Annotated in this window: 1 protein-coding gene (cut by a window edge); it reads right to left on the reverse strand. The window is 64.6% G+C overall.

All coding sequences use genetic code 11. The annotated features are described in order from the left end of the window. Positions 1-26,079, reverse strand: the 3' portion of a protein-coding gene (locus tag HX830_RS32095) for a non-ribosomal peptide synthase/polyketide synthase (protein WP_256350493.1). It continues 5,121 nt past the right edge of the window; only the last 26,079 of its 31,200 coding nucleotides appear in the window; its start codon lies beyond the right edge, outside the window — the gene reads right to left on this strand; the stop codon is at positions 1-3.

Genomic DNA, 26,079 nt, shown 5'->3' on the forward strand with positions numbered 1-26,079 from the left:
TTATTGATGGGTTCGCCACCAGCTCGCCAGATGTTGCACATGCGGCGCCTTGAGGATGGTGAAATGGTTGCCCGGCCCACGCCAGACGGTGAGATCCGGTGCACAACGGCGCCAGCCGGCGACCATCGACTGCTGCTCGCGCTGGTTGCCCGCCGCGTCCAGCACCGGGTCGTCGGCCAGCACCAGGCGAACCGGCCCGGTGTAGATCGACGACGGTTGATAACGGGTACGCAAGGCCGTGCCGAAAGCCCGTGCCGGCCCACGCATCGAGTCCGGCGCCGAACGCTGCGGCAACAACCCGGCCCGCACCATCCCGGCATGCAGCAAGCGCATCTGGCCGGCATCGTCCTGCGCCGCGAAGGCGGCCCGGTCGACCTCCATCGACTTGCCCGCGGCCAGTTGCATGGTCTCGATCAGGCGCTCCAGCACGCCCATCGCCGTATAAGGTTTACCCACCACACCGTTGCCCCCCGGCGACTCGCTGTCGATCAAGGTCAGCGAAGCCACCTCGCGACCCCGCGCCGTCAGGCGCTGGGCCATTTCGAAGACCACCCAGCCACCGAAGGAGTGACCGAGCAGATGCACCGGCCCGGTCGGATGCACGCTGTCGATGGCCAGCAGATAAGCCTCGGCGGCCGTCTCCACCAGGCTGTAGGGCACCGTGCGACCATCCAGCCCGCGCGGTTGCAGGCCATGGATCGGCCAGTGCGGACCAAACGCATCGGTCAGGCAGATAAAGCCCGTGACACTGTCGCCGGCCCCCGGCACGCAGAACACCGGCGTGTGATCGCGGCTCCCGCCCTGGATCGTCAGCAACGGTTGGTGAACACCGCGGGTCGGCGACGGACGACCGGCCAGACCGGCCAGCGCCGTGTTGATCGCCTGCGCCAGACCTTCGATATGCGGCGCCTGCATCAGGCTCTGGTGATCACCCGGCACCTTGATGCTGTGCAACTGGCTCAGCGGCAGCACATCATCCCAACCCAGGTAGCCGCTGTGGGCCGGTGCGTCATGGGCCCGCTCGCTGGCGGTAAACAGATGCACCGGCACGCTGTTGGCGTACACCGTGTAGTGAGCTTGGGCATGACCGTGGGCGACTTCGCGATCCAGGTACTGCCAAAGATCGCTGGCCCCATAGACATCGAGTTCCGGTGGCAGCACGCCCTGCTCACGGCAGCGTTGCAGCAGGCCGTCGAAATCGAAGGACTGCAGTTGCGCACGCAACGCCTCCAACCGCGCCAGGACATCCGCAGACTCCGCGCGCCCCGTCCAGAACCGCTCGCAGTGTTCCAGCAGATGCTGTCGGTGGGCGCTGTCCGGATTCCAGCGGGCCCGGCCCTGATCCACCAGGCGCGGCAGATAAGTGTCGATCAAGCCGACGAACTCCACTTCCTCGTCGAGGCCAACCAACTGGATGGCGATCTCATAGGCCAACACCCCGCCGAACGACCAGCCGGCCAGGCGATAAGGCCCTTGCGGCTGGACCGTGCGCATCAGGTGCAACAGACGGGTCGCCAGGCATTCCATGGTCTGCAACTGCGTCTGCCCGAGGGCCACGCCAGGCAGGCCGTAGACCGGGATATCGCTGTCGATATGCTGACCCAGGGTCGGGAAGTACAGGTCCAGGCCGGTGAACTCGTGAACCAAGAACAACGGCCGTTGGCTACCGGTGGTGCGTACCGGCACCAGTTGCTCATTCGAACGCACTTCACCTGTGCGACTTTCCAGCAACCCGGCCAGCGCCGCGACACTGGCGTGCTGGAACAGCTCGGCCAGCGACACCGGCAACCCGGCCAGTGTCAGCTGGCTGACCAGGCGCACCGCCAGCAGCGAATGACCGCCCAGGGCGAAGAAACTGTCATGCCGCCCGATCCGCTCCAGGTCGAGCACCTCGGCCCAGACCTGCGCCAGACGATGTTCCAGATCGCCGTGCGGCGCCTCGAAGGCGTGGGTGGCGAACTGCTCCGCCTCCGGTGCCGGCAGTGCCCGCACATCGACCTTGCCGTTGAGCGTCAGGGGCAAGGCATCCAGGCGAATGCAGACACCCGGGACCATATATTCCGGCAAGTCGGCGGCCAGTTGCGCACGCAGAGCTTCGGACTCCGGGACTTCGCCGTCGGGTTGCACGGTGTAATAAGCCACCAGGTACTTGTCGCCCGGGCTGTCCTCGCGCGCCACCACCACGGCGTTGCGCACACCGGCACAGTGATGCAGGCAGGTCTCGATTTCCCCCAGCTCCACGCGGAAACCACGGATCTTCACCTGACCATCGTTGCGCGCCAGGTACTCGAGGTTGCCGTCCGACAGCCAGCGCGCCAGGTCACCGGTGCGATAGAGCCGGCCACCGAGATGCTCGGCGAACAGGTCGTCGCTGAAGCGTTCGGCGGTCATTTCCGGGCGATTCAGGTAACCCAGCGCGACCCCGGCACCGCCGATATACATCTCGCCGACCACACCCACCGGCACCGGCTCGCGCCGGGCATTGAGCACATAGATGCGCACGTTGGCGTTGGGCTGGCCGATCGGCAGGCCGAGGGTGCCCGGCAGTATGTCGAACACCTCGTAACGGCTGGCGCAGGTGGTGGCTTCGGTCGGACCGTAACCGTTGAACAGGCGGACCGTGGACGAGTGCTCGCGCACCCGCTGGAACGACGCCGGATCAGCCCGCTCGCCACCGCACATGACCATGCGCAGTCCCGCCAGGGCTTCGGGGATCAACCCGGCATACAGGTTGAACAAGGCCGTGGAAGTGATCAACACCGTCACTTCGCTGCGCTGCAGCAACTGGGCAAAGGCCGTCGGTTCAAGCAGCACCTGATGCTCGACAATCACCGACTGCCCGCCATTGAGCAAGGCACCCCAGATTTCCGGGCTGCTGGCGTCGAACGCCGGGTTGGAGGAGAAGGCCACGCGATCCTCGGGAGAGAAATCGTAGTAGCCATTGTCCTGGACCAGACGCGCCAGGCCGTTGTGACTGACGATCACACCCTTGGGCTGACCGGTGGAACCGGAGGTGTAGATGATGCAGGCCGGGGTGTCTCCCGCCGTGTTGCCCTCAAGTGCCGGTGGCGCCTGGTTGACCGCCAGGGTCAGCGACTCCAGGGTATCCAGGTTCAGGCGTGGCGTGCCTTCGGGGGCCGACAGGTCGCTGCGGGTCAGCAGCACCGTTGCCTCGCTGTCCTCGAGCATGAAGCGCACGCGCTCCTCGGGGGCCAGGCGATCCAGCGCCAGGTAAGCGGCGCCGCACTTGAGGGTCGCCAACAGGCTCGCCAGCAAGTCAATCGAACGATCCAGCAGGATCGCCACCCGGGTACCCGGCACCACGCCCTGCTCGCGCAGGCTGTGGGCCAAGGCATTGGCGCGGGTATCAAGTTCACCGTAGCTCACAGTCAACTCACCCTGACGAGCCGCGATTGCCTGTGGCCGTGCCGCCGCATGGGCCTCGAACAGCTGATGGATCAACTGGCCGTGGGGATAGGCACGTTCGGTCCGGTTGAAGTCGAGCAACAGTTGCCGACGTTCCGCCAGCGGCAGGATCGACAGATCGTGCAACGGCATTTCCGGCGTGCGTTCCAGCGCTTCCACTAGGTTGTCCAGCGCAGCATGCATGTAGCCGCAGATGCGCTGGGCACCGATTTCGGCCACCACTTGCGCGGTCAGCACAAAGGCTTCGCCGAGGTCATCGATACTCAGGGACAGCGGGTAGTTGGTCCACTCATCGCCCCCCAGGCTCTCGATCCCGTTCCACGCCGCCTGGGCTTGGTTGTCGAGCTGCCCGCCACTGTGCCGGTAGTTGAGCAAGGCACTGAACAGCGGTGCCGGAGCGACGACGCCGCTGCAACGTTGGGCCAGGGCCAGGGAAGCGTGCTCGTGACCGAGCAAGGCGCTCAGGCGGGCATGGGTCGCCCGGACACCGGCCCGGGCACCCTGCGCTCCGACCTCGATGCGCAAAGGCAAGGTGTTGATAAACATCCCCAACGCCCGATCCGCCCCCTCGCCGCCTTGCATCCGGCCCATCAGCACGGTGCCGAACACCACGTCCTCGCGACCGCTGAGGCCGCCGACCACCTGGGCCCAGGCCTGGTGATGCAAGCTGGCGGCGCTGACGCCGAGCTGGCGTGCACATTGACGCAAGCGCAGGCTCAAGGTTTCGTCGACCATCAGGTGGGCCTGCTCGATGGCGCTGCCGTCACCCTGCACATCGGCCAGGCCGAACGGCAGGGTCGACTCGTCGACATCGCCGAGCATGTCGCGGAAGAAGGCTTCGTGAGCCGCCTGGCTGACACCCAGACGGGCCTGGGCCACGTAGTTGCGATACGGCACCGCCGCCCCCAGTTGCGCCTGCTGCCCCAGCAGATAGGCCTGCATCTCGTGGCGCACCACGTCCAGCGCGGTGTGGTCGAGGGCCATGTGGTGGAACAGCAGCAAGGCGACCCAACGCTGCTGAGCGGCGTCGTAGGTGCACGCCAGGCGCAGTAATGGCGCCTGACGCACATCGAGCCGGTAGTGCAACGGATCGAAATGCCCACGCAGCTGGCTGGCGATATCACCGGACTCAGGCGCAAAGGTCATTTCTTCCAGCACCATCGGTGCCCGACGCAGCACCACTTGCAACGGCTCGTCCAGGCCTTCCCACAACACGGCGGTGCGCAGGATATCGTGGCGACCGATCACACCCTCGAAGGCGTCGATAAACGCCAACAGCCGCGCGCGGTCTTCCAGGTAGAACAGCGCCTGCTGCACATAGGGATCGCCCTGCTCCGCCGCCAGGTGGTGATAGAGAATCCCCTCCTGCAACGGTGCCAGCGGGTAGATGTCCTGAATATTCACCGCGCCACCCGGTACGCTCGCCACTACCCGGTCGATCTGCACCTGGGTCAGATTGACCAATGGCAGCAGATCCGGAGTGATATGCGTGCAGCCTTCAACGATCAGGTTGGCCGGCACTACGATTTCCGTGCTGCCGCCCACCGCTGCCGCCAGTGCCGACAAGCTCGGCTGGCCGAACAACACCCGTACATCGGCGCTCAGGCCGACCTGGCGCATGCGTTCGATCAACGTCACGGCCAATAGCGAGTGACCGCCGAGTTCGAAGAAGTTGTCGTGCCGCCCTACGCGCCCGACCTTGAGCAATTCCGCCCAGAGTTGCGCCAGTACGCTTTCCACTTCGCCTTGCGGCGCTTCATATTCGCGGCTGATCAGTGCCGTGCCATCCGGGGCCGGCAGGGCCTTGCGGTCCAATTTGCCGTTGGGCGTCAGTGGTAGAGCATCAAGCTGCACATAGGCCGCCGGGACCATGTATTCCGGCAGTGCGCCTTGCAGATGGCCACGCAGGCTTTCGATCTCCAACACGGTTTCAGGCTGCTGCGCGGTGACGTAGGCCACGAGGCGTTTTTCGCCCGGGTTGTCCTCCCGAGCCAGGACTACGCTTTCCTTAACGCCAGGGTAAGCAGCCAGGCGCGCTTCGATCTCGCCCAGTTCGATCCGGAAACCACGGATCTTCACCTGGTCGTCGTTACGGCCCAGGTATTCCACCGTGCCGTCCGGCAGATAGCGACCCAGGTCGCCGGTGCGGTACATACGACCGACATTGAACGGGTCGTCGAGGAAACGCTCGGCGCTCAGTTCGGGGCGGTTCAGGTAACCGCGAGCCACCTGCACACCACCGATATACAACTCGCCTGCCACACCCAGCGGTACTGGCTGACGACTGGCGTCCAGCAGGTAGATCTTCGTATTCGCCACCGGTTTGCCAATAGGTGTGTTGTCCGGGGTTTCGTCCAAAGGACCGGCACAATCCCAAGCCGTGACGTCTACCGCCGCTTCGGTTGGACCGTAGAGGTTGAACAGGCCGACTTCCGGCAACTGCTGCTTGAAGCGTCGCACCAGATGCCCCGGAAGCGCTTCACCGCTGCACATGACTCGCAGCAAACCGCTACCCCCGGCCTCGCCATGAGCGAGGAACAGATCCAGCATCGACGGCACAAAGTGCAAGGTGGTGATCTTCTGCTCACGAATCACTTCACGCAGATAGCCCGGGTCACGATGACCGCCCGGACGCGCCATCACCAGCCGTGCGCCGTTGAACAGCGGCCAGAAGAACTCCCAGACCGACACGTCGAAGCTGAATGGCGTCTTCTGCAACACGCTGTCCGAGGCATCCAGACCGTATTCGTCCTGCATCCACAACAAGCGGTTGACCACGCCACGGTGTTCGTTCATTACGCCTTTCGGCTGGCCGGTCGAACCGGAGGTGTAGATCACATAGGCCAAATGCTCGGGATAAACCTCGGTCCGAAGCGGATTGCTATCTGGTTGTGCGAGGAAACCTTCACGTTCGGCATACTCAGGATCGAGCAACAGCACCGGTACGTTGCTGGCTGGAAGCACTGCACGCAAAGCCTCTTGGGTGAGGACCACCGCCGGAGCACAGTTCTCCAGCATGTAAGTCAGACGATCAATCGGGTAATCCGGGTCCAGCGGCACATACGCAGCGCCGGCTTTGAGAATACCCATCAACCCCGCGACCATTTCCAGGCTACGATCGACACAGATCGCCACCCGATCATCCGGGCCGATGCCCAGGCCGATCAAACGGTGAGCAATGCGGTTGGCCTGACGGTTAAGCGCGTCATAAGTCAGGCTGCCCTTCTCGTCCACAACCGCTACTGCGTCACCACAAGTGGCAACCCGAGCTTCGAACAGGCCATGCAAGGTCAGATCCTGCGGATAGTCGACCGCAGTGGCATTGAAGGCTTCCAGCAACTGCCCACGCTGTTCCTGATCCAGCAACGGAATCTCCGCGACCAGCGCCCGCTCATCGGCCGCCATCCCACGCAACATGGCTTCCAGGTAACCCAGGCAACGCTGCATGGTCGACTCGTCGAACAACGCCGTGGCGTATTCCAAAGTGCCGAACAGACGGTCGCCCACCTCGGTCATATCCAGCAGCACGTCAAACTTGGCCGTGCGACTGGTCACCCCGACACCATGCAGGGTCATATCGCCGAGCGCCAGATCGACGTCCTCGGTGTTCTGCCAGGACAACATCGCCTGGAAAATCGGGCTGTGGGACAGACTGCGCTGCGGACGAACCACTTCCACCACCTGCTCGAACGGCAAGTCCTGGTTGGCCTGGGCGGCCAGGGTCTGGCGCTTGACCTGTTGCAGCAAGGTTTCGACGCTCAGAGCCGCCGAGACCTCGACCCGTACCGCCAGGGTGTTGACGAAGAACCCGATCAGGTCCTCCACCTCGGCGCGCAGACGGTTGGCCGCCGGCGTACCGATCACCACATCATCCTGGCCGGACAGGCGGCTCAACACCGCAGCCCAGGCCGCCATGACCGTCATAAACAAGGTGGTGCCCTGCCGCTGGCTCAACGCCTTGAGACCACGGGTCAAGTCGGCATCGAGGGCCAGGCCCAACAGATGCCCGCTGTAGTCCTGCTGCGCCGGACGCGGCCGGTCGCTTGGCAGTGCCAGCAGGACCGGGGCACCGGTCAGGGCCTGTTGCCAGTATTGTCCTTGCTGTTGCAGCACTTCACCGCTCAGCCAGTTGCGCTGCCAAACCGCATAGTCGGCGTACTGCACCGGCAAGGCCGGCAACGGATCCTCCGCCCCCTGGCGGAAGGCCTCATAGAGCACGCCCAGTTCGCGGGTCAGTACGCCGGCGGACCAGCCGTCGGAGATGATGTGGTGCAAGGTCACCAGCAGCACATGGTCATCATCGGCCATGCGCACCAGACGCCCGCGCACCAGCGGTCCACGCAGCAGGTCGAAGCTCTCGCGAGCCTCTTCGGCGGCGATGGACAGCAGCTCTTCTTCCGCCTCTGCCTGGCCAGCCAGTACGTGCAATTGCAGGTTGAAGCCGATGTCGGCCGGGGCGATACGTTGTTCCGCGTCATGCCCCTGCAGTTGCACAAAGGTGGTACGCAGTGATTCGTGACGGGCAACGATACGATCCAGCGCCCGTTTGAGGGCGATTCGATCCAGGGCACCACGCAAACGCAGCCCGGCTGGAATGTGGTAAGCCGAACTACCGCCATCCAGTTGCGCCAGGAACCACAGGCGCTGCTGGGCAAACGACAATGGCAAGGCCTGGTCACGGGATACTGGCACGATCGGCGGCTGGCTGCTGCCGGCGGCTTGCGCCAGCACCTGGGCCAATGCCGCCAGTTCCGGTTGGGCAAAGATATCCGCCAGGCTCAGCTCGACGCCCAGGCGCTGGCGCACCTGGGAAATCAAGCGCATGGCCAGCAGCGAGTGCCCACCCAGATCAAAGAAGTGGTCATGACGCCCCACCTGTTGCAGATTCAGCAGGCTCTGCCAGATCTGCGCCAGGGCCGTCTCGGTGGCGCCTTGCGGGGCGACATGCTCGCGGCTGGCAAAGGCATCGTCCGCTGGGGCCGGCAAGGCCTTGCGGTCGAGCTTGCGGTTCGGTGTCAACGGCAAGGCGTCGAGGATCACGAAGGCACTTGGCAGCATGTATTCGGCAAGCTGCGGTGCCAGTTCCGCACGCAAACCGGCAACATTCAGGTTCGCTTCAGGCTGGGCGACCACATAGGCCACCAGACGCTTTTCTCCCGGACGGTCTTCGCGAGCAATCACCGCCGCCTCCTTGACCCCGGTGCAACCACCGAGGCGTGCCTCGATTTCCCCCAGTTCGATCCGGAAGCCACGGACCTTGACCTGGAAGTCATTGCGGCCCAGGTACTCGATACGAGCGTCGGCCATATAGCGGGCCAAGTCGCCCGTTTTGTACATCCGGGCATCAGGGCTGGTGCTGAACGGATCAACGAGGAATCGCTCGGCGTTGACCTGTTCGAGGTTCAGGTAACCCCGGGCCACGCCGTCGCCACCGATAAAGATTTCACCGGCCACGCCGTAGGGCACCGGTTGTTGATGGGCATCGAGCAGATAGATACGGGTGTTGGCCATCGGCTTGCCGATGGTCGCGTTGCCACTGCCTTCGCTACCGGCCACCGCATCGTGGGTGACATAAGCGGCGGTGCAGGACACCGTTGCCTCGGTCGGACCGTAGGTATTGATCAAGCGGGTATGTGCCGGGCGGACTTCATCCCAGAGCTTGAGCTTTTGTGCCGACAGGGCGTCGCCGGTGACGTTGATCAAGCGCACGCCTTCCAGACGTTGCGCGGCAACTTGCGGCTGGCTGTGCCATTCGGCGGCCAGGGTGTGCCAGTGAGCGGCGGTCATATGCAGGAAGGTCGGGCGAATACCGTGATTCTCCGAGCCCTCGCTGCCGAAGATCTCGCGGCTTGGCGCCAGGGTGGCCCCGGCCAGCAGTGCCGGGAAGATTTCCTCCACCGACAGGTCGAAGTTCAGGGTGTTCTGTTGCAGCACGGTGTCTGTCGCAGTCAGGCCGAACAGGCGGGCGGCGTCGACGCTGTAGTTGACCAGGCCACGGTGTTCGATCATCACCCCTTTCGGATTACCGGTGGAACCGGAGGTGTAGATCACGTAAGCCAGGTTGCGCGAGCCAAGGGCCGGCACCACGGGGTTGTCGTCACGCTCGCTGAAGCCCTGGCGCTGATCGTCGTCGAGCAGCACCAGCGGCACGGCCAGTGCGGGTAAATGGCTCTGCAATGCACGCTGGGTCAGCAAGGCCGACGGCGTACTGTCCTCGATCATATAGGCCAGGCGCTCGGCCGGATAAGCCGGATCCAGCGGTACATAGGCCGCACCCGCTTTGAGCACACCCAACAAGCCGACCATCATCTCCACACCGCGCTCGACACAGATCGCCACCCGATCGTCCGGGCCGATGCCCAGGCCAATCAGATGATGAGCCAGTCGGTTGGCCTGGCGGTTCAGTTCGCCATAGCTCAGGCGCTGCGCCTGGAACGCCACCGCGATGGCCTCCGGTTGCGCCCGGACCTGATCTTCGAACAGCTGATGAATCGTACTGTCCTGCGGATAAGGTACTTCAGTCGCATTGAGGCCCAGCAGCAAATGCTCACGTTCGCTGGCATCGAGCAACGGCACGCGTTCCAGCACCTGGCTGTCGTCGGCAACCATGGCTTCCAGCAGGCGCTGGAAGTAGCCGAGGTAACGAACCATGGTGCCTTCGTCGAACAGCGCCGTGGCGTATTCCAGCGAACCGAGCAGACGGCCTTGGGCCTCGCCCAGGTCCAGCGAGATATCGAACTTGGCCAGGGTCTGGGTCGAGCCCAGGCCTTCGAGTTGCAGATCGCCCAGGGCGAAGTCGCCACCGCCCATGTCCTGCCAGGTCAACATCGCCTGGAAAACCGGACTGTGAGACAGGCTGCGCACCGGCTTGATCACTTCCACCACTTGTTCGAACGGCAAGTCCTGATGCGCCTGGGCGCCGAGGGTAGCGGTCTTGACCCGCGCCAACAGGGACTCGGTCGTCGGCTGCTCGCTGAGGTCGACACGGATCGCCAGGGTATTGACGAACAGGCCGATCAGCCCTTCGACTTCACTGCGCATGCGGTTGGCCACCGGCGAACCGATCACCACGTCGTCCTGCCCGGCCAGACGGCCCAACAGCGCCGCCCAGGCGCTCATGACGGTCATGTACAAGGTGGTGCCGTGACGCTGGCCGAGGGCCTTGAGGCCACGGGTCAGGTTTTCGTCGAAGGCCACCGGCAGCGCGGCACCGGCATAGTCCTGCTGTGCCGGACGGACCCGATCGGTAGGCAACATCAACAACGCAGGGGCCTCTGCCAGGGCTTGCTGCCAATAACCGCACTGCTTTTGCAACAGCTCGCCACTGAGCCAGCGACGCTGCCAGACGGCGTAGTCGAGGTAATGCAGTGCCAACGGCGCCAACGGATCGTCCCGGCCCTGGCTGAACGCTTCGTAGAGCGCGGCCAGCTCGCGGGTCAGCACGGCAATCGACCAGCCATCGGAGACGATATGGTGCATGGTCAGCAACAGGACATGGTGGTCCTCGGCCATACGGATCAGACGGCCACGAATCAACGGCCCCTGTTCCAGATCGAAGGCTTGCACGGCCTCCTCGCTGGCCAGGACCTGGAGTTTCTCCTCGGCCGCCGCCAGCCCCTGCAAATCGTGCAACTGTAGGCTGAAGCCGGCATCCGCCGAGGCGATCCGTTGCAACGGTTGTTCGTCATCGCCCAGGATAAAGGTGGTGCGCAAGCCTTCGTGGCGCGCAACGATGCGCTCCAGTGCCCGTTGCAGGGCCACGCGGTCGAGGGTGCCACGCAGGCTGAGGCCGGCGGGCATATGGTAGGCCGCGCTGGCGCCTTCCATCTGCGCGAGGAACCACAGGCGCTGCTGGGCGAAGGACAACGGCCAGGCCTGGTCACGGGCCACCGGCACGATCTCCGGCAGCGTGCTGCGCCCGGCCTGGGCGATCACCTGGGCCAGGGCCATCAGTTCGGGATGGGCAAAGAGTTGCGCCAGGCCCACCTCAACCCCCAGTCGCTGGCGGATCTGCGAAATCAGACGCATCGCCAGCAATGAGTGGCCACCCAGTTCAAAGAACTGGTCATGCCGGCCGACCTGGGGCAGGCCCAGCAGTTCTTGCCAGAGTTGCGCCAGGGCGATTTCGATATCGCCTTCGGGTGCTTCGTAGCCACGGCTGATCACCGCTTGCAGATCCGGTGCCGGCAGGGCCTTGCGGTCCAGCTTGCCATTCGGGGTCAGCGGCAGTGCTTCGAGCTGCACGTAGGCCGCCGGGACCATGTACTCCGGCAACTGCTCCTGCAGGTGCAGGCGCAGGCTGTCGATATCCACCGAAGTGTGCTCGGCGGCCAGGGTGTAATAGGCCACCAGGCGCTTGTCGCCCGGGATATCTTCGCGGGCCATGACCACGGCTTCATGGACGGCCGGGTGTCTGGCCAGACGGGCGTCGATCTCGCCCAGTTCAATACGGAAGCCACGGATTTTCACCTGGTCGTCGTTACGGCCCAGGTATTCGATATTGCCGTCCGCCAGATAACGACCGAGGTCGCCGGTGCGGTACATCCGTGCCGCCGGGGCCAGGCTGAACGGGTCCTGGAGGAAACGTTCGGCAGTCAGGTCATCGCGGTTCAGGTAGCCTCGGGCTACGCCAGCGCCACCGATATAGATTTCACCCGGAACACCCAGTGGGACGGGTTGCTGATGTTCATCCAGCAGGTAGAACTGGGTGTTGCCGACCGGTTTGCCGATATGCGGGGCGAAGCCGTCCTGGCGATCCATCGCTACCCAGCTTGAGTAGGTGGTGGTTTCCGACGGGCCGTAGAGGTTGCACAGGCGTTGGACGCCGGTCTGCTCGAAGAGGTTTTCCACCAGGCTGCGTTTAAGGGCTTCACCCGCCACGTTGACCGTGTGCACCGACTCAGGCAATCCGTTGACTTCCAGCAGCGCCTTGAGTGCCGATGGAACGGTGTTGATCAGGCCGATATCGTGTTCGCCCTGTTGCAGCTCCAGGACGTTTTTCACCACCTCGATGCTGCCGCCCGAAGTCAGCGGTGCAAAGCACTCGTAGACCGCCAGGTCGAAGTTCAGCGAGGTCGAGAACAACGTCTTTTCCAACGCCGAACCCGGTCCCTGTAGGAGCCGGCTTGCTGGCGATGAGGCCCGTGAGTCTTGCATCGCCTGATCGGACGTCATCGCCGGCAAGCCAGCTCCCACAGGTTTGGTGTGATTCAGCAGTACCGCGTTATCGTTGACGTCAATCGCCAGCAAGCCGGCTCCCACAGGGTTTGTGTGACTCAGGAGGGTTGTGTGAGTCTGAAGGGCCTCGTGATCGAAAGCCTTGTGAGCCCAGGTCAGGAAGTTCACGGTGTTGCGATGTTCGATCATCACGCCTTTAGGCAGGCCGGTCGAACCCGAGGTGTAGATCAGGTAAGCCAGGTGCGCCGAAGTCAGCCCCGGCACTTGCGGATTCTGGACGGATTCGTCCTGCCAGGTGCCCTGGTCGAGATTGATGACCGGCACCGAAATACCCGCCAACAGCTCATGGGTAGCCGAGTGGGCCAGCACCGCCGCCGGAGCACTGTCCTGCAACATATAGGCAATCCGTTCCGCCGGATAAGCCGGGTCCAGCGGTACATAACCGCCACCCGCCTTGAGGATCGCCAGCAAGCCGACGACCATCTCGACCCCACGTTCAACGCAGATCCCGACCCGCGAATCCGGCTGCACACCCTGCTTGCGCAACGCATGGGCCAAACGGTTGGCCTGTTCGTTAAGCTCGCGATAGCTCAGGCGCTTCCCGCCATGCACCACCGCCAGGGCCTGCGGCGTACGCTCGACCTGTGCTTCGAACAACCCGTGAATGGTCTGTTCAAGCGGATAATCCAGCGCCGTATCGTTGAACCCCACCAGCAACTGCTCGCGCTCGTCATCCGGAAGGATCGACAGGCTGTTCAATACCGCCTGCGGCTTGTGTTCCAGTGCTTCCACCAGGCTCGCCAGGGCAGCCTGCATATAACCGCCGACCCGCTTGGCACCGATCTGCCCCACCGCCTGGGTGGTGAGCATAAAGTCATCGCCCAGGTCATCGACGTTCAGGCACAACGGATAGTTGGTGCGCTCTTCCATGCTCAGGGTCTGGATACCCTGCCAGGCCGACAGCGCTTCGGACGAAGCCACACCGCTGGCACTGTGACGGTAGTTCAGCAGCGTGCTGAACAGCGGCAACGAACTAGGCACGCCACTGCAACGCTGGGCCAGGGACAACGAGGCATGCTCGTGGCCGAGCAGGGTCGACAGCCGCCCGTGGGTCGCCTTGACCCCGGCCAATGCACCCTGGGCGCCGACGCTCAGGCGCAGCGGCAGGGTATTGATAAACATCCCCAGGGCCCGGTCGGTGCCCTCGCCGCCTTGCATGCGGCCCATCAGTACGGTGCCGAAGACCACTTCCTCACGACCCGAGACCCGGCCCACCACCTGGGCCCAGGCCAGGTGCACCAGGCTCGCGGCACTGACCCCCAGTTGCCGCGCGCTGCTGCGCAGGCGCTGGCTCAAACCGCTGTCAAGCACCTGGCGGATTTCGTCGACACCACTGCCGTCGCCTTGTACATCCTGAATGCCATAAGGCAGCGTCGGCTCGTCGATATCGCCGAGCATCTCGCGGAAAAAGGCTTCGTGCTCCTGCTGGCTGACGCCCAGGCGGGCCTGGGCCACATGGTTGCGATACGGCACCGGCACCGGCAATTGCCCGTCCAGACCTTGCAGGTTGGCCTGCATTTCCTGCACCACCACTTCCAGCGCGGTGTGATCCAGGGCCATGTGATGGAACAACAGCATCCCGACCCAGCGCTGGTTGGCCATGTCCGGTGCGTAGGCGATGCGCATCAGCGGCGCCTGGCCAATGTCCAGACGGTAATGGCGCGGGTCGAAACGTTCATGCAGTTGCTCCAGCACGTCACCCGCCGCCGGATCGACCGCCACCTCTTCCACACCCAGTTGCGCGGTGCGCCAGACCACCTGCACCGGCTGGTCCAATCCCTCCCAGACCACGCTGGTACGCAGGATGTCATGGCGATCGACCACGCTCTGCAAGGCCTGGGCGAAACCGCCCAGGCGCTCGCGATTGTCGAAGGCGAACAGCACCTGCAGGACATAGGGGTCACCCTCGTGGGCCGCCAGGTGGTGATAAAGAATCCCTTCCTGCAACGGCGCCAGGGCGTAGATATCCTGCACATTGGCCACACCGCCCGGAACGCTGGCGACAATGCGATCGATGGCCGCCTGGTCCAGATCGGCCAGGGGCAGCATGTCCGGGGTAATACGCTCACAGCCCGGAGCAATCAGGTTGTCCGGTATCCGCACCTCCTGATGCCCGCCCACCGCCGCGGCCAGGGCCGCCAGGGTCGGCTGGCTGAACAGCACCCGCACATCGGCGGCCAAGCCGACCTGGCGCATGCGCTCGATCAGTTTCACCGCCAGCAGCGAATGCCCGCCCAGTTCAAAGAAGTGGTCATGGCGACCGACCTGCTCCAGTTGCAGCAAGGATTGCCAGATCTGCGCGATGGCGATTTCCACTGCACCTTCAGGCGCCGCGTAGTCACGGCGCACCAGGGCTTGCGCATCCGGTGCCGGCAAGGCCTTGCGATTCAGCTTGCCGTTGGTGGTCAGCGGGAAGGCTTCCAGGGCTACGAAGGCACTTGGCACCATATAGTCCGCCAGGGACAGCAACAGCTGCCCACGCAACTCGGCGGCAACCACCTCCTGGCCCGGCGCGGCGATCACATAGGCCACCAGGCGTTTATCCCCCGGCTCGTCTTCACGGGCCAGCACCACCGCCTCGCGGACGCCTTCGCAAGCAGCCAGCGCCGCTTCGATTTCACCCAGTTCGATACGGAAACCACGGATCTTCACCTGGTCGTCATTGCGGCCCAGGTAATCGAGGCTACCATCGGCCATCCAGCGACCCAGGTCGCCGGTCTTGTACAAGCGCGCCAGGGGCTCCTTGCTGAACGGGTTCGCCAGGAAACGCTCGGCGGTCAGTTCGGCACGGTTCAGATAACCCCGGGCCACCCCGGCACCGCCGACATACAGCTCGCCGACCACGCCTACCGGCACCGGCTCGCGGCGGCTGTCGAGCACATACAACTGCAAGTCGGGAATCCGTACGCCGATAGGGCTGACGCCCGCCCGCTGCGCATCCGCCGCCACCAATGGGCAGTAGGTCACATGCACCGTGGTTTCAGTGATGCCGTACATGTTCACCAATTGCGTGCCAGCGTTGGCCACCCGGGCGTACCACGGCTTGAGCATCCCGGTTTCCAGGGCTTCGCCACCGAAAATCACCTGGCGCAGGGAATGGCGCAGATCGCTCTCGCCCTGGGCGTTGAGCAACTGGCGGAAGGCGCTCGGGGTCTGGTTGAGCACCGTTACCCCGGCGTTGCACAGCAGTGCGTAGCAGTCTTCTGGTGAACGGCTGACCAGTTGTGGCACCACCAGCAAACGCCCGCCGTGCAGCAGCGCGCCCCAGATTTCCCAGACCGAGAAGTCGAAGGCGAACGAGTGGAACAAGGCCCAGACATCCTGTTCATTGAACTCGAACCAACTCTGGGTCGCCGAGAACAGCCGCGCGACGTTGCGGTGCTCGACCATCACGCCCTTGGGCAGGCCGGTGGAACCGGAGGTGTAGATCACATAGGCCAGGTGATGCGGGCTGAGCCCGCTGACCCGTGGATTGCTGCTCGACTGGGCCTGCAGCGCCGGGCTGCGCAGATCGACCCGTGGGCCGTCGAAGGTGCCCAGCAGCGCCAGGCCGGCGGCATCGACCAATACCGCCACGGGAGCACTGTCCTGCAACTGGTAGGCGATACGCTCGGCCGGATAGGCCGGGTCGATCGGCACGTAGCCGGCACCCGCCTTGAGGATACCCAACAGCCCGACAATCATCTCCAGGCCGCGTTCGACACAGATCGCCACCCGGTCATCCGGACGCACGCCCAGGGTCAGCAAATGATGGGCGACCTGGTTGGCGCGGGCGTTCAGCTCAGCGTAGGTCAGTGTGCGCCCTTCATACTGCAGGGCCACGGCTTCCGGTTGCGCCACCACCCAGGCTTCGAAGGTGCGGTGGATCAAGGCGTCATCGGAATACAGCGCATGAGGAGTGTTCCAGCTTTCCAGCAATTGCTGGCGTTCGCCCGGCGGCAGGATATTGATCGCGCCCAGGGCCGTGTCCGGCGTCTGCTCCAGGGCCTGCACCAGGTTTTCCAGGGCGCAGTGCATATAGCCGCAGACCCGCTCGGCACCGATCTGCCCTTCGGCCATGACGGTCAGGTTGAAACCTTCACCCAGATCGTCCACCGACAAGGTCAGCGGGTAGTTGGTGCGTTCTTCGCCGTCCAGCGCCTGGATACCTTCCCAGGCGGCCAACGCCTGGTCGGTCACGTTGGTATCGCCGATCTGCCGATAGTTGAGCAAGGAACTGAACAGCGGCGTCGAAGCGGACACGCCGCTGCAGCGTTGCGCCAGTACCAGCGACGCGTGTTCATGGGCCAGCAGCCCGCTGAGTCGGGCATGGGTGGCCTTCAGACCACTGCGCACGCCCTGCTCTCCCAGGGCCACCCGCAGCGGCAAGGTATTGATGAACATGCCCAGGGCCCGATCGGCCCCGGCGCCGCCTTGCAGGCGACCGAGCAAGACGGTGCCGAAGACCACATCGTCCTTGTCCGACACCACGCCCAGTACACGACCCCAGGCCAGGTGATAGAGGCTCGCGGCACTGACCCCGAGCTGACGGGCCTGCAAGCGCAGGCGACGGCTCAGGTCGTCGTCCACACGTTGCCGCACTTCCTCGATCGCATGACCGTCACCCTGCACATCCTGCAGGCCGAACGGCAGCGTCGGTTCCTCGATATCGCCGAGCATGTCGCGGAAGAACGCTTCGTGTTCCTCGCGGCTGACACCCAGCCAGGCCTGGGCCACGTAGTTGCGATACGGCACGGACGGCGGCAGCTCGGCCTGGCGGTCGAGCATATGCGCCTCGATTTCGCCGCAGAGAATGCGCAGCGAGGTGGCGTCGTCCACCAGGTGATGGAACAGCAGCATGCCGACCCAGCGCTTATTCGCCGGGTCCTGGGCATAACCGATGCGCATCATCGGCGCCTGGCGAATATCCAGGCGGGTATGACGTGGATCGAGGCGTTCACGCAGTTGTTCGACCACTTCACCGTTCGCCGGGTCCAGCTCAAGCTGTTCAAGACCCAGGGTCGCTTCGCGCCAGACCACTTGCACCGGCGCATCGAGGCTTTCCCAGAATACCGAGGTACGCAGGATATCGTGTCGCGCCACCACGCCTTGCAGGGCCTGGGCGAAACTGTGCAGGCGTTCGAGACTGTCAAAGGCAAACATCGCATATTGCAGGTACGGGTCACCTTGGGCCGCGGCCAGGTGGTGATACAGAATCCCCTCCTGCAACGGCGCCAGGGCGTAGATATCCTGCACATTGGCCAGGCCACCGGGCACGCCGGCGACCACGCGGTCGATATCGTCCTGGCTCAGGGACACCAGCGGCAGCATGTCCGGGGTGATGTGTTCACAACCTTCGGGGATGAGGTTGGCCGGGACTTCGACCTCGTGCTTGCCACCCACCGCGGCCGCCAGGGCGGACAGGGTCGGCTGGCCGAACAGTACGCGGACATCGGCACTGAGGTTGACCTGGCGCATGCGCTCGATCAGTTTCACCGCCAGCAGCGAGTGGCCGCCCAGTTCGAAGAAGTGGTCATGGCGACCGACCTGATCCAGTTGCAACAGCTCCTGCCAGATCCGCGCAATGGCGATCTCGGTGTCACCTTCAGGGGCCTCGTAGCCACGGCTGGCCACCGCCGAGCGATCCGGGGCCGGCAGGGCCTTGCGGTCGAGTTTGCCGTTGGCGGTCAGCGGGAAGCTTTCCAGGCTGACAAAGGCGCTTGGCAGCATGTATTCGGCCAGGGACTGGCGCAGTTGCTCACGCAGTTGCGCGGCGTCCAGCTCACCCCCCGCAGCGCCGATGACATAAGCCACCAGGCGTTTGTCGCCGGGTTCGTCTTCGCGCACCAGCACCAGCGCATCCCGCACGCCCTCGCAGGCACCAAGCTGCGCTTCGATCTCGCCCAGTTCGATGCGGAAACCGCGAATCTTCACCTGCTCGTCGTTACGACCGAGGTATTCCAGGCTGCCGTCGGCCAGCCAGCGACCCAGGTCACCGGTGCGGTACATGCGGGCATTCGCCTCGCGGCTGAACGGGTTGTCGAGGAAACGCTCGGCACTCAGTTCGGCACGGTTCAGGTAGCCCCGGGCAACCCCGGCGCCACCGACATACAGCTCGCCGACCACGCCCACCGGTACTGGCTCGCGACGGTCATCGAGGACATACAGCTGCAAGTCGGGAATGCGCTTGCCGATCGGGCTGGCGCCCAGGCGCTGGGCGTCTTCGGCCTGCAACGGGTAATAGGTCACGTGCACCGTGGTTTCGGTGATGCCGTACATGTTCACCAGCTGTGTAGCGGCGTTCAGGTCCCGGGCGTACCAGGGCTTGAGCAGTGCCGTATCCAGCGCCTCGCCGCCGAAAATCACCTGGCGCAACGAGTGTGGCCGGCCGTTTTCACCCTGGGCAGCGATCAGTTGGCGGAAGGCGCTCGGGGTCTGGTTGAGTACCGTGACTCCAGCGCTGCACAGTAGCGCGTAGCAATCTTCAGGCGAACGACTGACCAGTTGCGGCACGATCAGCAAACGGCCGCCATGCAGCAGCGCGCCCCAGATCTCCCAGACCGAGAAGTCGAAGGCGAACGAGTGGAACAGTGCCCAGACATCCTGCTCATTGAAGCCGAACCATTCTTCGGTGGCCGAGAACAGCCGCGCAACGTTGCGATGTTCAACCATCACGCCCTTGGGCAGGCCCGTGGAACCGGAGGTGTAGATCACATAGGCCAGATGCGCGGCCGTCAGCCCTGGCACCTGCGGATTACGGACGGATTCGTCCTGCAGATCCGCATCGTCAAGATTGATAACAGGCACCTGGACCGCCGGCAAGGCTTCCTGCACCGAATGCTGACTCAGCAAAGCCACCGGGGCACTGTCGCCGAGGGTATAGGCCAGGCGCTCACGAGGGTAAGCCGGGTCCAGCGGGACATAACCGGCGCCGGCCTTGAGGATACCCAGCAGGCCGACGATCATCGCCGGGCCGCGCTCGACACAGATCGCCACCCGATCATCAGGGCGCACGCCCAAGGCCAGCAGACGATGAGCAACCTGGTTGGCACGGGCGTTGAGTTCGCCGTAGCTCAGGCTTTCATCCTGGTACACCAGCGCCACGGCCTCCGGCCGTTCTTCGGCACGGGCTTCGAACTGCTGATGGATCAATGCCTCGGCGGCATAGTCCTGGCCGGACTGATTCCAGTCTTCGAGCAACTGCTCACGCTCGGCCGGCGGCAATATCGACACTGCGTGCAACGGCGTCTGTGGCGCCTGTTCCAGGGCCTGGACCAACCCGTCCAGGGCCGTCTGCAAGTAACCGCAAACACGTTGCGCGCCAATGGTCGCGGCCACCAGCGTGGTGAAGTAGAAGCCGTCGCCCAGATCATCGACGTTGACGGTCAACGGATAGTTGGTCCGCTCTTCGCCCGCCAGGGCCTGCATGCCTTGCCAGGCGCTCTGGCCTTGCTCGGTCACCACCGTGCTGCTGTGGCGATAGTTGAGCAACGCGCTGAACAGCGGCGCCGGCGCAACCACGCCGCTGCAACGCTGGGCCAGGGCCAGGGAGGCGTGCTCATGTCCGAGCAAGGCGGTCAGCCGCGCATGGGTCGCCTTGACCCCTTCACGGACTTCCCGCTCACCCAGGTCAACCCGCAGCGGCAAGGTATTGATAAACATCCCCAGGGCCCGTTCGGCGCCCTCGCCGGCCTGCATCCGGCCGAACAGCACGGTGCCGAACACCACCTGCTCACGCCCGCTGACCCGACCCAGGACCTGGGCAAACGCCAGGTGTACCAGGCTCGCGGCACTGACCCCGAACTGACGGGCCTGGACCCGCAGGCGCTGGCTCAAACCGGCGTCCAGGGCCAGATGGGCCTGTTCGATGGCATGGCCATCGCCCTGCACATCCTGCAGGCCGAACGGCAGCGTCGGCTCGTCGATATCGCCGAGCATGTCCTTGAAGAACGCCTCGTGGGCCTGCTCGCTGACCCCCAGGCGAGCCTGGGCGACATAGTTGCGATAGGGCACGGAGACGCCCAGTTGATTGGTCTGGCCCAGCAGCCAGGCCTGCATTTCCTGCTTCACCTGGTCCAGCGCGGTGTGGTCGAGGACCATATGGTGGAACAGCAAGGTCGCCAGCCAGCGCTGGTTGGCCGTATCCAGGGCGAAGACCAGGCGCAGCATCGGTGCCTGGCGGACATCCAGGCGTACCTGGCGTGGGTCGAAAAGCCCCTGCAACTGCTCGGCGATATCGCCGACACGGGGATCCAGATGGACCTCCTCGATGCTCAACTCGGCATGGCGCCAGACCACCTGCAACGGCTCGTCGAGGCTTTCCCAGTGCATGGAGGTGCGCAGGATGTCATGCCGGTCGATAACCGCTTGCAGCGCCTGGGCGAAATCGTTCAGGCGGGCGCGGCTGTCAAAGGCGAACTGCGATTGCAGCACATAGGGGTCGCCCTGCTCGGCGCTCAGGTGGTGGTAGAGAATGCCTTCCTGCAACGGTGCCAGCGGGTAGATATCCTGCACGTTCGCCGCACCACCGGGCACCGTGGCCACGACGCGGTCGAGGGTGGCCTGGTCCAGGCTGATCAGCGGCAGCATGTCGGGGGTGATGCGCCGGCAGTCCGCGGCAATCCCGTTGGCCGGAACCGCCAGGTCGCTGACCGCGCCCACCGACGCCGCCAGGGAGGCCAGGGTCGGTTGACCGAACAGCACGCGGACATCCGCCGCCAGGCCGACCTGGCGCATGCGCCCGATCAGGTTGACCGCCAGCAGCGAGTGGCCGCCGAGCTCGAAGAAATGGTCATGCCGACCGACGCGCTCGACCTTGAGCACATCGGCCCAGAGCCGCGCCAGGGTGATTTCGATATCGCCCTGGGGCGCTTCGTAGCCACGGCTGACCAGGGCCGTCAGATCCGGTGCCGGCAGTGCCCGACGCTCGATCTTGCCGTTGGCGGTCAGCGGAAAACTGTCCAGGGCGACATAGGCCGACGGCACCATGTAGTCCGGCAGTTGCGTTTGCAGGTAGGCGCGCAGGGTTTCGATTTCCAGCGTGGCGTCAGCCGAGCTGTAATAGGCCACCAGACGCTTGTCGCCGGGGTGGTCTTCGCGGGCCAGGACCACAGCCTCCTGGATCTCAGGGTGGCTGGCCAGGCGGGTTTCGATTTCCCCCAGTTCGATACGCAGGCCACGGATCTTCACCTGGTCGTCGTTACGCCCCAGGTAGTCGAGATTGCCGTCGACCAGCCAGCGCGCCAGGTCGCCGGTCTTGTACATCCGCGCCTCGGGTTCGCTGCTGAACGGGTCCTTGAGGAAGCGTTCGGCGGTCAGTGCCGCGCGGTTCAGGTAACCACGGGCCACGCTCGCGCCACCGATATAGAGTTCACCGGGCACGCCCAGCGGTACCGGACGCAGTTGTTCGTCGAGCAGATAGACCCGGGTATTGACCACCGGTTTGCCGATATGCAGCGTCGCGGCGTGTTCGTCGATCAGCCCGGAAGTCGCCACCACCGTGGTTTCGGTCGGGCCATAGTTGTTGATCAGGGCGAAGCGCTGGCCCTGGGGGAACTGCCGCAGGCGGTCGCCGCCGATCAGCAGGGTGCGCAGGGTCGGGTGCTGCAACGACTGGCTGAAGGCATATTCGGCAATCGGCGTCGGCAGGAAGCTGACGTCCAGGGGCTGCGCCAGCCACCAGGCCAGCAGGCCGTCGACATCTTCACTGCCGGCAGAAGCCGGCGGCAGGTGCAAGGTAGCGCCGACACACAGTGCCGGCCAGACTTCCCAGGCCATCGCGTCGAAGCCGAAGCCGGCGACACTGGAGGTCTGGCTGCCCGCTTCCAGGGCGAACGCCTGGCAGTGCCAGCTCACCAGATTGGACAGTTGACGGTGCTCGACCATCACGCCCTTCGGCTCACCGGTGGAGCCCGAGGTGTAGATCACATAAGCCAGGCTGGACGGTGTGGCGATATCCGGGTTGCTCCGCGGTTGCGCGTCGACACCCGCGGCGTGGCGGGATTCGGCGTCGAGCAGCAGCACTGGCACGTCCTGCACCGGCAGGCGTTCAAGCAGCTCGGCCTGGGTCAGCAGCACCCGTGGGGCGCTGTCGCGCAGCAGGTAGGCCAGGCGTTCCGCCGGGTGCGACGGATCGATCGGCACATAACCGGCGCCGGACTTGAGGATCGCCACCAGGCCGACCAGCATGTCGAGGCTGCGCCGCGTGCTGATAGCGACGCGGTCATCAGGCTGTACGCCAAGGCCGCGCAGATGATGGGCCAGCTGGTTGGCCTGGCGATTCAGCTCGACATAGCTCAGGCCCTGGCCTTCATGGACCACCGCGAGCGCGTCGGGAGTCGCGAGAACCTGGGCTTCGAACTGCCGGGCAATGGTCAGGCCGGCGGGATAAGGCGCGGTGCTGCGGTTGAAGTCTTCCAGCAGCAGTTGGCGTTCGGCGGCCGGGACGACCGACAGCGCGGACAGCGGCGTCAGCGGCGCCTGCTCCAGGGCGTCGGCCAGATTGACCAGGGCCGTGTGCATATAGTCGCAGATCCGTTGCGCGCCGATCGCCTCCGGAGCCAGGACACTCAGGGCGAAGTCTTCACCCAGGTCATCCACCGACAGGGTCAGCGGGTAGTTGCTGCGCTCCTCGCTGCCGAGGATCTCGATGCCTTGCCAGGCCTGCACGGCCTGTTCGGTAACCTGCTCCGAGGCACTGTGCCGGTAGTTGAGCAGGCCGCTGAACAGTGGTGTCGGTGCGGCCACGCCGCTGCAACGCTGGGCCAGGGCCAGTGACGCATATTCATGGCCGAGCAGCGCGGTCAGCCGCGCGTGGGTCGCCTTGACCCCGGCGCGTACGCCCTCCTCACCCACGGCAACCCGCAACGGCAAGGTGTTGATAAACATCCCCAGCGCCCGCTCGGAACCTTCGCCGCCCTGCATCCGGCCCATCAACACGGTGCCGAAGACCACGTCCGACTTGCCCGACAGCGCCCCCATCACCCGCGCCCAGGCCAGGTGGTGCAGGCTGGCGGCACTCACCCCCAACTGCCGGGCACGGGTCCTCAGGCGCAGGCTCAAGCTCGACGCCAGGACCTGCGAGGCTTCCTCGATCTGCTGGCCTTCGCCCTGCACTTCGCGCAGGCCGAACGGTAGCGTCGGTTCGTCGACATCCCCCAGCATGTCGCGGAAGAACACCTCGTGTTCCTCGCGGCTCAGGCCCAGGCGCGCCTGGGCCACATAGTTGCGATACGGCACCGGGCTGCCGAGCTGCTCGGCCTGCCCCAGCAGATACGCCTGGATTTCATGGCGGACCACTTCCAGGGTCGTATGGTCCAGGGCCATATGATGGAAGCGCAACATCGCCACCCAGCGCTGCCGGGCTTCATCCCGGGCAAACACCAGTTGCATCAGCGGCGCAAGGGTGACGTCCAGGCGCGAATGACGGCTGTCGAAACGCTCCTTGAGCTGGCCGGCGGCGTCACCGGCCCCAGAGTCCAGCTCCACGGCTTCGCATTGCAACCGAGCCTGGCGCCAGACCACCTGGACCGGCTCGTCCAGGCCTTCCCAGAGCACAGAGGTGCGCAGGGTGTCATGGCGGTCGATGACCTGTTGCAGCGCCTGGGCAAAATCGTCCAGCCGCTGACGCTCCTGCACCGTGAACATCATGTGCAGGACATAGGGGTCGCCGTCCACGGCTGACAGATGGTGGTAGAGAATGCCTTCCTGCAACGGCGCCAGCGGATAGATATCCTGCACGTTCGCCACGCCACCCGGCACGCTGGCGACAATACGGTCGATAGCGGCCTGGTCGAGATTGGCCAGCGGCAGCATATCCGGGGTGATACGCTCGCACCCTTCGCCAATCAGGTTGGCCGGCACGCTGATTTCACGGCCCCCGCCCACGGCGGCGGCCAGCGCGGCCAGGGTCGGCTGGCCGAACAGCACCTGGACATCGGCGCTCAGACCCGCTTGGCGCATGCGCCCGATCAGGCTGACCGCCAGCAACGAGTGGCCGCCCAGTTCGAAGAAGTGATCGTGACGCCCCACCTGCTCGACCTTGAGCAAGTCGGCCCAGATCTGCGCCAAGGCGATTTCGGTTTCGCCTTGAGGGGCTTCGTAGCCACGACGGACCAACGCATCGCTGTCCGGGGCCGGCAAGGCCTTGCGGTCGAGCTTGCCGTTGGGGGTCAAAGGCAGCTTCTCCAGAACAACGTAGATACCCGGGACCATGTACTCCGGCAGCTTCTCCCGCAGATGCTGACGCAGGCTGTCGATCTCCACCGAGGTGTACCCGGTGGCCAGGGTGTAATAAGCCACCAGGCGTTTATCGCCCGGGATGTCTTCACGAGCGGTGACCACCGCTTCATGGACCGCCGGGTGTTTGGCCAGACGGGCGTCGATCTCGCCCAGTTCAATACGGAAGCCGCGGATTTTCACCTGGTCGTCGTTACGGCCGAGGTATTCGATATTGCCGTCCGCCAGGTAGCGACCCAGGTCGCCGGTGCGGTACATGCGGGCATTCGGCGTGCTTGCGAACGGGTCCTGGAGGAAGCGTTCGGCGGTGAGGTCGTCGCGGTTCAGGTAACCCCGCGCCACACCGGCGCCACCGATGTAGATTTCACCCGGTACGCCCAATGGGACCGGTTGTTGCTGTTCATCCAGCAAGTAGAACTGGGTGTTGCCGACCGGTTTGCCGATATGCGGGGCGAAACCGTCTTCGCGGTCCATCGACACCCAGCTTGAGTAGGTGGTGGTTTCCGACGGGCCGTAGAGGTTGCAAAGACGTTGGACGCCAGTTTTTTCGAACAGGGATTCAACCAGGCTGCGCTTCAGCGCCTCACCGGCAACGTTGACCGTGTGCACCGACTCCGGCAAGCCATCGACTTCCAGCAACGCCTTGAGCGCCGATGGCACGGTGTTGATCAGGCCGATATCGTGTTCGCCGTGTTGCAGCTCCAGGACGTTTTTCACCACCTCGATGCTGCCGCCGGAGGTCAAGGGCGCGAAGCACTCATAGACCGCCAGGTCGAAGTTCAGCGAGGTCGAGAACAACGTCTTATCCAACGCCGAACCCGATCCCTGTAGGAGCGAGCTTGCTCGCGATGGCGATGTTGGATTCACCGCCGTCATCGCCGGCAAGCCGGCTCCCACAGAGGTTGCGCCCGCATTGAAAGCGGCGTGGGCCCAGGTCAGGAAGTTCACGGTATTGCGGTGTTCGATCATCACGCCTTTAGGCAGACCGGTCGAACCCGAGGTGTAGATCAGGTACGCCAGGTGCGCCGAGGTCAACCCCGGCACCTCTGGATTCTGGACGGATTCGTCCTGCCAGGTGCCCTGATCGAGATTGATCACCGGCACCGAAACGCCTGCCAGCAAGTCACAGGTAGCCGTCTGCGCCAGCACCGCCGCCGGTGCACTGTCCTGCAACATATAGGCAATCCGCTCTACCGGATA

It is taken from the genome of Pseudomonas gingeri (genome assembly GCF_013385425.1).
Lineage (GTDB): Bacteria > Pseudomonadota > Gammaproteobacteria > Pseudomonadales > Pseudomonadaceae > Aquipseudomonas > Aquipseudomonas gingeri_D.